The organism is Silicimonas algicola (assembly GCF_003970735.1).
Taxonomy (GTDB): domain Bacteria; phylum Pseudomonadota; class Alphaproteobacteria; order Rhodobacterales; family Rhodobacteraceae; genus Silicimonas; species Silicimonas algicola.
In genome coordinates, this window is sequence record NZ_CP034588.1 from 4,241,753 (window position 1) to 4,254,477 (window position 12,725).

A 12,725-nucleotide genomic window follows, 5' to 3' on the forward strand; every position below is an offset into this window, starting at 1 on the left:
GGCCATCAGGCCCCGACCTCCTCGGTTTCGTCGTCGCCTTCGCCTTCGGCGTCTTCATCGGTTTCGGCCTCGAGTTGCGACGGGTCGATCCATCCAAGCTGGGTACGGGCCGTCATGACCATCGCCTGAGCCTCTTCAAGTCCCACGTCGAACTTCTCGAGCAGACCGTCGTCCTTCTTGCGCTCGCCGTTCTCGGTCGTCCAGCCACCAGCCAGCTCCCAGTCGGCGCAGGTCGCGAAATCTTCCAGTGTCTTGATCCCATCCTCGGCGAGAACGACGATCATCTGCGGAGTCAGACCTTCGAACTCGAACAGGCTGTCTTCGGCGCCAAGCTCGCGGGCGCGGGCCTCGGCCTTCTTGTTCTGCTCTTCCAGATAGTCGCTGGCGCGCGCCTGAAGCTCTTGCGCCGTGCTTTCGTCGACGCCGTCGATCACCAGAAGCTCGTCGCGGTCGACGTAGGCCACTTCCTCGAGGTTGGTGAATCCCTCGGATACCAGAAGCTGCGCAAAGAACTCGTCCAGATCCAGCGTGTCCATGAACAGCTGTGTCCGCTCTTCGAATTCCTTCTGGCGGCGCTGGCTTTCCTCTTCCTCGGTCATGATGTCGATATCGAGACCGGTCAGCTGCGACGCCAGCCGCACGTTCTGGCCGCGACGGCCGATCGCCAGCGAAAGCTGCTCTTCGGGAACCACGACCTCGATCTTGCCGGCGTCCTCATCGAGAACGACCTTGGACACTTCGGCCGGCTGGAGAGCGTTGACGAGGAACGTCGGCGCATCTTCGTTCCACGGAATGATGTCGATCTTTTCGCCCTGAAGCTCGTTCACCACGGCCTGCACGCGCGAGCCGCGCATACCGACGCAGGCGCCCACGGGATCGATCGAGTTGTCATAGCTGATGACGGCGATCTTCGCGCGCGAACCCGGGTCGCGGGCCACCGCCTTGATCTCGATGATGCCGTCATAGATCTCGGGCACTTCCATCTTGAACAATTCGGCCATGAATTGCGGATCGGTCCGGCTGAGGAAGATCTGCGGACCGCGCACCTCGCGGCGGACATCCTTGATGAAGCAGCGGATGCGGTCGCCAGGGCGATAGCTTTCGCGCCCGATCTTCTCGTTCCGGCGCAGGACGCCCTCGCCCCGACCGATGTCGACGATGACGTTGCCGTATTCCTCGCGCTTGACGACGCCGTTGATGATCGTGCCGGCGCGGTCCTTGAACTCCTCGAACTGGCGATCGCGTTCGGCCTCGCGCACCTTCTGAAGGATGACCTGCTTGGCCGACTGCGCGGCGATGCGGCCCATCTCGACGGGCGGAACCTCTTCCACGATCGTGTCGCCGGGCTTCGGCTCGTCCAGGTACTGCTTCGCCTGCGCGACGGTAAGTTGTGACTGATAATTCTCCAGCTCATCGTCCGGTCCGATCACGGTGCGGACACGGGTGAAGGTCGCGCGTCCCGTCTTTCGATCGATCGACACGCGGATGTCCATCTCGGCGCCGTAGCGGCTTTTGGCGGCACGGGCGAGGCTCTCTTCCATCGCCTCGACCACCAGGCCCGGGTCGATCATCTTCTCGCGCGCAACGGCTTCCGCCGTCTGGAGAAGTTCAAGCTGGTTTGCGGATGTGATCGCCATGTCTCAGGTCTCCTCGTCGCCATCCATGATGGTCTGTACTTCGTCGAATTGGGTCTCGTCGACGTGGCCGGCATCCTTGCGGGCCCGCAGCACGTCGCGGATAAGGTCGTCGGTCAGGACAAGCTTTGCGTCCGACAGCCAGTCGAACTGAAGGCCGATGACCGTGGGAACGCCGTTCACGTCGATCTCGATCAGGATCTCGCCGTTTTCGACACCTTGAAGCTCGCCCTTGAACCGCTTGCGGCTGTCGATGGGTTCATGCGTCTCGATCTTGGCTTCGTGGCCCTTCCAGACCTCGAAATCCTTCAGGCGCGTCAGGGGACGGTCGATCCCGGGGCTGGAAACCTCCAGCGCATAGGCGTCCTCGATCGGGTCTTCCACGTCCAGCGTCGCACTGACCGCGGTGGAGATCTTCGCGCAATCGTCGACTTCGATCCCGCCGTCGGGCTTGTCGGCCAATATCTGCAACGTCGGCGACTTGCCGCCCATCAGACGCAAGCGCACCAGTTCGAACCCCATGTCCTCGAGGACAGGGGAAACGATCTCGGAGAGCCGTCGGTCGATGCTGGTCTTTGCGATCAGGTCGGACATGGGTTCTGGCGTTCAGGCACAAAAAAACGGGCCAGCGGGCCCGTTGCGGTTTCCGGTGGAGCCTCGGGTTTGGAAGCCGACGCGCCGCTGTTGAAGGGCATATACGACCGGGCGACCCGAATGGCAAGTGACTTCGCAGCTCTCGAATCCCGGCCGTGAGTGTGGTCTCATCACTCAGAGGATGAGGAGGCCGGACATGGACGATGACACCGCGGGAGAAGAGGCTTGTCTCGCGCACAACCTTGTCGCAGGTCAGCCGGTGGATTCGGCCACTGCAAGGGATGTGGCACGGTTCCGCAAGGCCGAGCGCGAGCGTCTTTACGAGGTGCGTCGCTCTCTCCGCCAGACCGAGCGGGCCGAGCTGACGGCCGACTTGGTCAAAACCCTCGATTCCGCGCTGTCCGACGTCGGTGGCATCAGCATAGCCGTCTACTGGCCGATTCGTGGTGAGCCGGACCTGCGTGGCTGGATGGCCAAAGCGCACGAGAATGGCGCGTCCGTTCTTCTCCCCGTCGTGGTCCGAAAGTCGGCGCCGCTCGTCTTTCGCAAATGGTCGCCGGGCTGCGCGATGGAGCGCGGCTTCTGGAACATTCCCGTCCCCGCAGGCGACGACGAAGCGACGCCGCAGGTGGTGATCTCGCCCCTCGTCGGGGTCGACGAGCAGGGCTACCGGCTCGGCAACGGTGGCGGCTACTATGACCGAACGCTTGCAGCACTTGATCCCCGGCCCCGCATCCTTGGCGTCGGATTTCCAGGCTGTCGGATGAAGACGATCTATCCGATGCCCTGGGACATCCCGATGGACGAGGTCGTTCTCGGCGACTAGCCCGGGTTCAAGGTGAAATCCGCCGCAACCGGGTAATGATCGCTTGCCCAGACAGGACCAGTCTTCTCCCGGAACACCATCGGCACGCCAAGGGCCGTCGCGCCGGAGTATCCGATATGGTCGATGGCTCCGAACAGGTTCAGCCCCCGGTCCAGATGATACGTCGCCCCGGCCACGGGAACGAAAGTCAGCCCCGCGTCCTCGAGCATCCGATGCAGGTTCGAGCCCAGGCGAGCATTCAGATCACCTGCAAGAAAGACCGTCTCACCCGCCGCGATCCACGGCCGGATCCTCTCGGACACCAGCGCCACCGATCGCCGCCGATTCTCGCCGCTTGCATAATCGGTGTGAAGATTGACCAGTCTAAAGGCCGCGCCCGTGCGCGCGTCCCTGAACAAGGCCCATGAGGCGAAAGCTGGGTAAGAGCCATCGAAGGTGCGTGAATAGATCGTGTCCGGCGCCTCCGAGAAGAAGAACCATCCCTGATCCAACATCTGGAAACGCTCCGCGCGATAGAAGATCGGCTGCGTGGACGGGAAGGTGCGCCAGTAGCCCATGGCAGCGGCGCGGTACTCCGGGTTCCGCTCCAGCAGGAACGAACGCGCGAGGTTCTCGCTGTCGTCGTCACCGCCCCGGAACGTCTCCATCTCTTGGAACGCGATCAGGTCGGCGTCGAGAGCTTTCACCGCCCGGTCCATCGGATCCTTTCGCGCCTCCCACCCGGACAGGCCCCATCTGCCTTCACTCTGCCGCGCCGAGATGTAGTGGACGTTCAGTGTGGCGATGCGTATGGCCTCCGCAGGCTTTTCCGTCAGGTCCGGCCCACCCGAGTTGCGAACGCTCTGGCACGCAAAGGCGCCTGCCAGAACGGCAAGCGCCAGAAGGATAGACCTGAGAAATTTGCGGACCATGGCGCCAGTCTAGACAACCGGCGTCACCACGGTAAGCGCCAGAGGGTCAGCCGATGAAGTTCTGCGTCAGCCAGAACCGTCCGCAATATTGCGCATTCGGGTCGAAGGCGACTGCCGTGCTGACCTTGTTGACCTTGCGGTCGAGGATGTTCTTGCGGTGGCCGGGAGAGTTCATCCACAGCTCGACCGCGTGGCGCGCAAGAGTGGCGTAGCTGTGCGCCGGCAAGGCCTGACCTTCGTAGCTCGCGAACTGGCACGACCCCGAATTGAGGATTTTGAAACGGCGATTGTCGATCTGGTAGCGGTGGACCATCCCGATGTTCTCGGAGCCGGCGCGAAAGCTGACACCCGCGGCACGAACGCGCTGCTTCAGCGTCGAGGCACCGGGAACGGTGCTGCGGTGCGTCAACTGCTGCGTGCGCGCCATCCACTGGCTGTGCTTCGCCGCTTGCGAGGCCATTCCGTTTCCGGCGTCGCCGACCTTGGGCAGCCCAGCGCGGCAGCGGTGATAGTTCACCTCGGTCCGGATGGCATCGTCGAGAAGACCCTGATCGATGCGCCCGCCCGGCACCACGGTCGTCGCGGCGGCCTTGGACACGGACCGCGAGCAAGCCTCGGCGGTTGTGGGCGCAGCGACGACGAAGGCCAGTGCCGCGCATGCGGCCAGAGTTTTGAATGTCATCCCCAGGTGTCCCTTTTGTCGCTTCTGTCCCGGCCAGTAGATGACCCGGCAAATGAGGCCAAACCTAGGCAAGGTCTCGGCAGGCTTTTGGAATTGATAGCTATTGGGGAAACAGTGCGCAAAGCGGTTCGGCAACAGTCAGCGGCGTTCCGCCAAGACTGTGGCAGGTCTCAGCGCACCCCGGACAGCGCCAGGCGATCCGTGATCCGCACGAGTTCGGCGCTGATCCCCGGCTCGCTGAGCGCGTGTCCCGCGCGGGGGATGATCTTCAGGGACGACGTCGGCCATGCGGACGTCAGGCGGTACGCCGTGACCGGAGGACAGATCATGTCATAGCGACCCTGCACGACGGTGCCCGGAATACGCGCGATGCGGTGCAGGTTGGCTTCGATCCAGCCATCGTGCTCGAGGAACCCATGATTGACGAAATAGTGGTTTTCGAGCCTCGCGAAGGCGCGTGCGAAGTCAGCGGGACTGTCGCCCCCCGGCCCGTCGTTGCCGATCGAGGCCAGCGTATTCTCCCAACTCGCCCAGGCCCGCGCAAAGCGCGTCTCGGACGCAAGATCACCCGAGAACAGGCGCCGGGCATAGGCTCCGATCAGGTCTTCACGCTCGGTTTCGGGAATCATGTCGGTGAAGCGGCGCCAGACATCGGGCCAGAACGCACCCGCGCCCCCGCCATAGAACCAGTCGAGCTCGGCTCGCGTCATCAGAAAAACGCTGCGCAGAACCAGGTTCGACACGCGCTCGGGATGGGTGATGGCGTAGATCAGGGCGAGCGTTGCACCCCAGCTGCCGCCGAAGACGGCCCATCTGTCGATCTCCAGCGTCGTTCGGATCAGCTCGATGTCGCGGACGAGGTGCCACGTCGTGTTGTCCCGAACGCTGGCATGGGGCCGGGACCGTCCGCACCCGCGCTGGTCGAACAGCACGATCCTGAACTTGTCCGGGTCGAAATACCGCCGCATCGCGGGCGAGCATCCCCCGCCCGGTCCGCCATGCAGCACGACGACAGGCAGGCCTGCGGGATTGCCGCACTGTTCGACATAGACCTTGTGACCTTCGCCCACATCCAGCATCCGCTGATCGAAAGGCTCGATCGGCGCGTAAAGATACTGTGACGCAGTCTTCGTGCCTGACTGTCTGTCCATTCGCGACCTATATACTTCGGACGAAGCCGATTCACGTCCCCTTTCAGGAAATCTAGGTGCCGAGCTCAGAAATGTCCCACGCTTCGACCATAGACGCCGCCGAAATCGACAAGTTCCAGGCCATGGCCGCCGAATGGTGGGATCCGAACGGGAAGTTCAAGCCGCTCCACATGCTGAATCCCTGTCGGCTGGACTACATCACGGCCCAGATTGCCGCCGAGTTCGGGCGCGACCTGAACGCGCCCCGACCGTTCGACGGACTGCGGCTTCTCGACATCGGTTGCGGCGGCGGTCTTCTGTCCGAGCCGATGGCGCGACTCGGGGCGACGGTCGTCGGCGCCGACGCGGCCGAACGGAATATTCCCGTCGCGCAGGTCCACGCCCGGGAACAAGGTCTCGACATCGACTACCGCCATACCACGGCCGAGGCTTTGGCGGCAGAAGGCGAGGTTTTCGACGCAGTCCTGAACATGGAGGTGGTCGAACATGTCGCCGACCCCCTCGCCTATCTCACCGCATGCCATGACCTTCTGAAACCGGGCGGCCTGATGGTCTGTTCGACGATCAACCGAAACCCCAAGAGCTTCGCCATGGCAATCGTGGGGGCCGAGGTCGTGATGCGCTGGCTGCCGCGAGGCACTCACGACTGGAACAAGTTCATCACGCCGGATGAGCTGTACGACCTCTTGCGCCGCGCCGCTCTCGACCCCGTCGACCGCAAGGGCTTCGTGTTCAATCCGCTGTTCTGGTCGTGGAGCCTGTCGGACCGCGATCTTTCGGTGAACTATGTGACGACGTCTCTTCGTCCGGAGTCTCGAACCGAACCCTGAGCTCGCGCAGGGTCGGAAGCGCCGCCCTGACCCGATCGGGACCGATGGACCGAACCACCTCGGTCAGGATCGGGGCGATGGCCTCGAGCGCGGCGTCTCGCGCCTTCACTCCCGACAGGCTGATTCCCACGAACTTGCGCCGGGCGTCGTCCCAATCGGGCCGGACATGGACATATCCCGCCCACTCCAACCGGCTGATCGTGTTGGTCATCGCGCCCCGCGTGACATGAAACGTCCGCGCGAGCTGAGCCGGCGTCCGTTCGGCACCGGCACGGGCAAGATGGTGCAGGACCGAGAAATGGCTCAGCTCCATCCCCTTCGGCAAGACCTTCGCAAGGCGCGCCCGAGCAAGCTGGTCCGCCATGAAGATCTCGCTGAAAAGCGCGATGGCAAGCTGGTCTGAACTGTCGGTCTGATCCCGCATCAGGGTCCTGAATAATCTCGGTCGTGGGAAAGCGACGGAAGCCGTCGCCGCACATCATCGACCGCATCGAGGTCCAGATCAACCACGCGCACGGATGGCGCCGTGCCGCTGTCCGACAACACCTGACCCCAGGGGTCGACGGCCAGCGAATGGCCGTGCGTCCGCCGTTCGCGTCCGTCGGTGCGCGGATGCGTCCCGCATTGAGCCGGCGCAAGAACGAAGCACCCGTTCTCGATGGCGCGTGCCCGCAGAAGCACCTCCCAATGCGCGGCACCCGTGGCGGGCGAGAAGGCCGACGGCACGGTCAGGATCCGCGCTCCGGCCTTTGCGAGGTCACGATAAAGATGTGGAAAGCGCACGTCGTAGCAGATCGTCAGGCCAACCTTCACGCCTTCGACCTCGGCCACCACGGCGCGGTCGCCGGGACGATAGCCTTCGCTTTCGCGGTAGGTCTCGGTCTCCGAGATCGTCACGTCGAACATGTGGATCTTGTCGTACCGCGCCGCGATCTCGCCCTGGGGCGTGACAAGAAACGACCGGTTGACGAAGCGTCCGCCCTCCGCCTGCTTCAGCGCAAGCGACCCGATCAGCAACCAGACGCCGCGCCGCGCCGCCTCGTCGCGCAACGCGGCGAGCGTCGTGTCCTCGTCCTCGGTCCGCAGCACATCCGCCTGCCGGGGTCGACTGGCCGAGACGCAATTGGTGACTTCAGGCGTCAGGATGAAACGCGCGCCTTCGACTGCCGCCTCGGCGATCATCGGGCGGATCATGCTGATGTTTTCGCCAGGATCGTCGGTCGACGTCGTCTGAAGCAGAGCGACCCGCATCACGCGGCGAGAAGCGGGTCGAGTTTGCCGGCCCGGTCGAGAGCGTAGAGATCGTCGCAGCCGCCCACGTGCGTCTCACCGATGAAGATCTGGGGGACGGTGTATCGGCCCCGCGCGCGCCCCGACATCTCCTGCCGGCGGGCAGGATCCCGGCTGACGTCGATCTCGGTGAAGGACACGCCCTTGCCCGACAGCAGGCGCTTGGCGGCGTGGCAGAAGCCGCAAAGCGGCGTGGTATAGATTTCGACTGGCTTCATACTGGCGTTCCCGTGCAACGGGGAACATCTAGGTCTCTTTCTCGACCCTTGCCAGCACGAGAACGAAAATCTGATCGGCCCCCGCCCCCCAAAGTGCCTCGGCCGACGCCGCGAGCGTCGCGCCCGAGGTCATCACATCATCGATCAGGCACAGCGTCTTCCCTTCTACCTCGTTCCTGCGTCTTGGGTTCACGCGGATCGCGCCGGTCATGTTGCGGAAACGGTCATCTACCGTCATCCCATCCTGTGGGGGCGTGCGACGCTGCCGGATCAGGGCGTCGGGACAACAGGCCAGACCCGTTCGAGCGGAAAGCGCTCGCACAAGCTCTGCGGACTGGTTGTAGCGTCGCCTCAGAAGCCTCGACCAATGGACCGGTACGGGAACAAGCAGCGTGCCCGGTCGCAGTGCGTCACGACCCGCCCGCTCCATCCACGCAGCGGCCGGTTTCGCCAGGTCCGTGCGATCGCCATGCTTCAGGGACAGCACGATCTTGCGCCCCAGGTCGCGATAGGACAACGCCGCCCGTCCGGCGGCCCACGGGCGCGACATCGACAAGCAATCGTCGCAATGCTCGACCCCCGAGCTTTCGCCCGGCAAGGATGCGCCGCAGGTGTCGCACAAGAGGCCCGTCAGGAAGGGCGTGCGCTTCCAGCAGTCGGCGCAGAGGCCGCCCGTATCCTCGACGAGCCCCGTGCAGAGGATGCACTGGGCCGGAAAGACCCAGGACAACGCGCGTTGCAATCCGCCCATGCTTCACTACCTTCCGCTGCGATGACGTCCCGGCCCCCGCAGATGACCGACCGCAACGCACTTCTGCGGCAGCGCGCCCGCGCGGCGCGCGACCCCGTGCTGTTCCTGCACGACGAAGCGGCCCGCGAGATCGAGGAAAGGCTCGCCGAGATTAACAAAGCGTTCACGTCGCCTGCGCTCGTGGGCAATGTGAGGGAGCCCTTCCGCCGGTTGCTGCCCGACGCCCCGATCGTTCCGGACGCCGACCGTCTGGACTTCACGGGACCGCACGACCTGCTCGTCCACGCCTTCGGGCTGCACTGGGCCGACGATCCGGTGGGTCAGATCGTCCAGTCACGCCTTGCCCTTGTCCCCGACGGACTTTTCCTGGCCGTCCTCTTCGGCGGCCAGACCCTCCACGAGCTGCGTGCCAGCCTCGCCGAGGCCGAGACGCGCCTGACGGGCGGCCTTTCGCCCCGCGTCCTCCCGATGGCAGACGTCCGCGAACTGGGGGCCCTTCTCCAGCGCGGCGGTCTTGCACTTCCCGTGGCGGACAGCGTCAGGCTGACGGTCCGCTATCGCGAGCTTGCCGGGCTGATCCATGATCTGCGCGGCATGGGAGAGACCAACGCTCTTGCCGGCCGACACCGGCGCGTGCCGCCAAAGGCCCTCTTCACCCTCGCAGAACGTCTCTATTCCGAAGCTTTCGCAGAACCCGAAGGGTTTCTTCCGGCGACGTTCGAGCTTGTCTTCCTGACCGGCTGGGCCCCGTCGGACAGTCAGCAAACACCGCTCAGACCGGGCAGCGCCAAGGCTCGTCTTGCCGATGCGCTCAACACGCGGGAAACACCACTGGAAGACTGAGAGGATAGGGCGGCCGTCGTGTCGCGTTGACCTTTCACCCCCCGCGTCTATTTCAGGCGCCAATCAAGGGACGAGGGACGACATGACACCGACCGGCCAGCCGCATCTGCCACAGGATCACCCGCCCGTGCCCGCAGCGAAGATCGGCGTCCTGATCGCCAACCTCGGCACCCCGGACGGCTACGACTATTGGTCCATGCGGCGCTATTTGAACGAGTTTCTCTCGGACCAGCGCGTGATCGACTATGCGCGCTGGAAATGGCAGCCGCTGCTCCAACTTGTCATCCTGTCGAAACGGCCGTTTTCGTCGGGCGCGAACTACAAGCTGATCTGGAATGAAGAGAAGAACGAAAGCCCTCTGATGACCATCACCAGGTCTCAGGCCGACAGCCTGCGCCAGGTGCTTCGGGGCCGGCACGGCGACCGCGTCATGGTCGATTTCTGCATGCGCTATGGCAGACCATCGACCAAGGCCAAGGTGCGTGAGATGGTGGAAGCGGGCTGCACCAGGATCGTGTTCTTCCCGCTCTACCCGCATTATGCCGGCGCCACGACCGCGACCGCGAATGACCAATTTTTCCGCGCGCTGATGGACGAAAAGTGGCAGCCGGCCTCGCGCACCGTGGCCCCCTACTTCGCGAGGTCCTCCTATATCGAGGCGCTCGCCCAGTCCGTCGAACGAGCCTACGGCGCGCTCGAGACGAAGCCCGACATCCTGATCTGCTCCTACCACGGAATGCCGAAACGCTATCTGATGACCGGCGACCCCTACCATTGCCAGTGCCAGAAGACGACGCGCCTGCTGAAAGAGCGGCTCGGGTGGGGCGACGACGCCATCACCACCACGTTCCAGTCCGTTTTCGGGCCCGAAGAATGGCTGAAGCCCTACACCGTCGAGCACGTGGCCGACTTGGCGAAACAGGGTAAGAAGCGCATCGCCGTCGTCGCGCCGGCGTTCTCGGCGGACTGCATCGAGACGCTGGAAGAGATCAACGGCGAGATCCGCGAAAGCTTCGAACACGCAGGCGGTGAAAGCTTCACCTACATACCCTGCCTGAACGACGACGCCGCCCACATCGACATGCTGGCGGAAGTCGTCGACGAGAACCTGTGGGGCTGGATCTGAAACGAAACATCCCGCGCCGGGGCGCGGGATGCGGAACTTCTCACCGAAGGCGCGAGGTTCTCAGATAACGAGGACCTGCGTCCCGACGGGCGTCATGTTGAAGAGCTGTGCGATATGCTCGTTATACAGGCCGATGCAGCCGTTCGACGACCGGCGTCCGATCTTGCGCGTGTCGTGCGTGCCGTGGATGCGGTAGTAGGTCCAGCTCAAGTGCATCGCATGGGTGCCGAGCGGATTGTCCGGACCCGGAGGCACGTAGTCCGGCCAGTCGGGGTTACGCTCTTTCATCGACGGCGTCGGCCGCCAGTCGGGGCCCACCACCTTCTGTGTGATCTTCGTCCGGCCACGCCGCGTCAGCTCTTCGCTGATGGGCACGCTCGTCGGGAACAGGCGGTAAGTGTCGTTGGAGGAATTCCAGTAGTGCAGCGCGCGCGACGAGATGTCGACGAGGATGGCGCCACCGGCGACGCTGCTGAAGTAGGGTTGCCAATCCAGCGCGCGGAAGCTCGAGGCGTTGCGGCGAACGGATTCGGAAAGCGTGCCGCGATAGTCGGTATCGTCCTGCGCGACGGCGGGTAGGGCGACCGTCGCTGCTGTGGCAGCGATGAAACCGCGGCGGCTGAAATTCGTCTTGGTATCGGAAGACAAGAGCGCCTCCATATGTGTGTGTCGGATCGATGGGGAACATAGAGCGGCACACCGGCAGCGGCAAATCAAAGAAGCGTCACATCGTTTATTTTGCAACAGTCGGGGTTTGAACACGGCGGCGCTTGGCTGTAAGCACGGGCAAAACCGACCATAGGCAGGCAGTCATGCTACGCAAATTCCTCATCGTTCCGGCCCTCGCGCTCGCCCTCGCCGCCTGCGCCACGCCCGAGCCGCGTTTCGACTCGGATGGCAGACCCCTGCCGTCGACCTACAAGATCGCCTCTGGCGACACCGGCAAGATCCAGTACCGGATGCTCGACTCGGTCAACGCGCTTCGCCAGGCGCGTGGGGCGCAACCGCTCGAACTCAGCTCGCAGCTCAACGCCGCGGCGCAGACGCACTCACGCGACATGTCGGTCCAGAACCGCCCCTGGCATTTCGGCTCGGACGGCTCGAGCCCCCTCGATCGCGTGACCCGCACCGGATACCAGGGCCGCCTCGTGGGCGAGAACATCTCGGAAACCTACGAGACCGAACTCGAAACGCTTGCCGCCTGGATGGAAGTCCCCGAGACGCGCGACGTCATCCTCGACCCGCGCGCCCGCGACCTCGGCTTCTCGTGGTACCAGGAATCTTCCGGCAAGATCTGGTGGACGCTGATCACGGGCCAGCCCTCCGGCACCGCCGGTCCGACCAGCTGAAGACTCGAGGTCAGGGAAAGATGGTGATCCGCGTTCCGTCGCGGACCATCGCATAGATTTCCTCGATCTCCTTGTTCGTCACCGCGATGCACCCGTAGGTCCAGTCCGGCCTCGGATTGGTCACCTTGGGTCCCCATCCGTGGATGAAGATGTCGCCGCCGGGAGAGCGACCGACAGCAGCGGCCTCGGCCACATCGACCTCGTCCGGATAGCTGATTCCGATCGACAGGTGGTACTCGCTCTCCGGGTTGCGCCGATTGATGAAGTACGAGCCCTCGGGCGTGCGCCCATCGCCTTCCTGCAGCTTGTCGCCCGTCGGCGCGAAGCCGAGGTTGACATAGTACATCTTCAGCACGTTCGAGCCGTTCAGCAGGTACATCCGCCGAAAGCTCTTGTAGACGTGAACTTCCGTCACGGCTGGCCCGTCGTACGAGCGAAATTTGGACGCGCATCCCGTCAGTGCCACCACTGCGAAGATCAGCGCCGCAATTCTTGCGATTGCATGCATTGTTCTGACTGT

General features: G+C 64.0%; 16 protein-coding genes. 5 read left to right on the top strand and 11 right to left on the bottom strand.

Annotated elements, in window-relative coordinates:
• Nucleotides 1-5: 5 nt before the first annotated feature.
• Complete coding sequence (gene nusA / locus EF888_RS21035; RefSeq protein ID WP_109759167.1) at nucleotides 6-1,637, bottom strand: transcription termination factor NusA; 1,632 nt, start codon at nucleotides 1,635-1,637, stop codon at nucleotides 6-8.
• 3 nt (nucleotides 1,638-1,640) lie between these two features.
• Complete coding sequence (gene rimP / locus EF888_RS21040; RefSeq protein WP_109759168.1) at nucleotides 1,641-2,228, bottom strand: ribosome maturation factor RimP; 588 nt, start codon at nucleotides 2,226-2,228, stop codon at nucleotides 1,641-1,643.
• Nucleotides 2,229-2,424: 196 nt separating this feature from the next.
• Here rimP and EF888_RS21045 point away from each other — a divergent pair, with 196 nt between their 5' ends.
• Nucleotides 2,425-3,054, top strand: a complete 630-nt coding sequence (locus tag EF888_RS21045) for a 5-formyltetrahydrofolate cyclo-ligase (RefSeq protein ID WP_109759169.1) — start codon at nucleotides 2,425-2,427, stop codon at nucleotides 3,052-3,054.
• On the opposite strand, the gene EF888_RS21050 is transcribed toward EF888_RS21045, so the two are convergent.
• From EF888_RS21050 to pip, 3 genes are all read right to left on the bottom strand, one after another.
• A complete protein-coding gene (locus tag EF888_RS21050) occupies nucleotides 3,051-3,965 on the bottom strand; it encodes an endonuclease/exonuclease/phosphatase family protein (protein WP_109759170.1) in 915 nt (304 codons plus the stop codon). The genes EF888_RS21045 and EF888_RS21050 overlap by 4 nt on opposite strands.
• Nucleotides 3,966-4,011: 46 nt before the next feature.
• Nucleotides 4,012-4,647, bottom strand: a complete 636-nt coding sequence (locus tag EF888_RS21055) for a CAP domain-containing protein (protein WP_109759171.1) — start codon at nucleotides 4,645-4,647, stop codon at nucleotides 4,012-4,014.
• A gap of 170 nt (nucleotides 4,648-4,817) precedes the next feature.
• Nucleotides 4,818-5,798, bottom strand: a complete 981-nt coding sequence (gene pip, locus EF888_RS21060) for a prolyl aminopeptidase (protein WP_109759172.1) — start codon at nucleotides 5,796-5,798, stop codon at nucleotides 4,818-4,820.
• A gap of 71 nt (nucleotides 5,799-5,869) precedes the next feature.
• Between pip and ubiG the strand changes: the two genes are divergently transcribed.
• On the top strand, nucleotides 5,870-6,628 hold the full coding sequence (ubiG, locus tag EF888_RS21065; RefSeq protein ID WP_109759173.1) for a bifunctional 2-polyprenyl-6-hydroxyphenol methylase/3-demethylubiquinol 3-O-methyltransferase UbiG: 759 nt from the start codon (nucleotides 5,870-5,872) through the stop codon (nucleotides 6,626-6,628).
• Here ubiG and EF888_RS21070 read toward each other — a convergent pair.
• From EF888_RS21070 to EF888_RS21085, 4 genes are read right to left on the bottom strand one after another with little or no spacing between them, the layout of a single operon-like run.
• Nucleotides 6,531-7,052, bottom strand: a complete 522-nt coding sequence (locus EF888_RS21070) for a MarR family winged helix-turn-helix transcriptional regulator (RefSeq protein ID WP_109759174.1) — start codon at nucleotides 7,050-7,052, stop codon at nucleotides 6,531-6,533. The genes ubiG and EF888_RS21070 overlap by 98 nt on opposite strands.
• Nucleotides 7,052-7,879: a carbon-nitrogen hydrolase family protein gene (locus EF888_RS21075; RefSeq protein ID WP_109759175.1), complete on the bottom strand. Its 828-nt coding sequence runs from the start codon at nucleotides 7,877-7,879 to the stop codon at nucleotides 7,052-7,054. The genes EF888_RS21070 and EF888_RS21075 overlap by 1 nt, the downstream gene beginning before the upstream one ends.
• Nucleotides 7,879-8,136: a glutaredoxin 3 gene (grxC, locus tag EF888_RS21080; protein ID WP_109759176.1), complete on the bottom strand. Its 258-nt coding sequence runs from the start codon at nucleotides 8,134-8,136 to the stop codon at nucleotides 7,879-7,881. Before grxC ends, EF888_RS21075 begins: the two co-directional genes overlap by 1 nt.
• Before the next feature lie 28 nt (nucleotides 8,137-8,164).
• The gene (locus tag EF888_RS21085) at nucleotides 8,165-8,887 is read right to left on the bottom strand and encodes a ComF family protein (protein ID WP_109759177.1); all 723 of its coding nucleotides are present in this window, start codon (nucleotides 8,885-8,887) and stop codon (nucleotides 8,165-8,167) included.
• A gap of 21 nt (nucleotides 8,888-8,908) precedes the next feature.
• Here EF888_RS21085 and EF888_RS21090 point away from each other — a divergent pair, with 21 nt between their 5' ends.
• On the top strand, nucleotides 8,909-9,730 hold the full coding sequence (locus EF888_RS21090; RefSeq protein WP_109759178.1) for a methyltransferase domain-containing protein: 822 nt from the start codon (nucleotides 8,909-8,911) through the stop codon (nucleotides 9,728-9,730).
• A gap of 82 nt (nucleotides 9,731-9,812) precedes the next feature.
• Complete coding sequence (gene hemH, locus EF888_RS21095; RefSeq protein WP_109759179.1) at nucleotides 9,813-10,856, top strand: ferrochelatase; 1,044 nt, start codon at nucleotides 9,813-9,815, stop codon at nucleotides 10,854-10,856.
• 60 nt (nucleotides 10,857-10,916) lie between these two features.
• Here the strand turns inward: hemH and EF888_RS21100 are convergent, their stop codons facing one another.
• Nucleotides 10,917-11,516 carry a L,D-transpeptidase gene (locus EF888_RS21100; RefSeq protein WP_109759180.1) on the bottom strand — a complete coding sequence of 200 codons (600 nt, stop codon included), beginning with the start codon at nucleotides 11,514-11,516 and terminating at the stop codon, nucleotides 10,917-10,919.
• Nucleotides 11,517-11,668: 152 nt separating this feature from the next.
• Here EF888_RS21100 and dalA point away from each other — a divergent pair, with 152 nt between their 5' ends.
• Nucleotides 11,669-12,205 (top strand): divisome-associated lipoprotein DalA, encoded by a 537-nt coding sequence (gene dalA, locus EF888_RS21105; protein ID WP_109759181.1) that lies wholly within the window; start codon nucleotides 11,669-11,671, stop codon nucleotides 12,203-12,205.
• A gap of 10 nt (nucleotides 12,206-12,215) precedes the next feature.
• Here the strand turns inward: dalA and EF888_RS21110 are convergent, their stop codons facing one another.
• Nucleotides 12,216-12,713: a L,D-transpeptidase family protein gene (locus EF888_RS21110; protein WP_109759182.1), complete on the bottom strand. Its 498-nt coding sequence runs from the start codon at nucleotides 12,711-12,713 to the stop codon at nucleotides 12,216-12,218.
• Nucleotides 12,714-12,725: the final 12 nt, after the last annotated feature.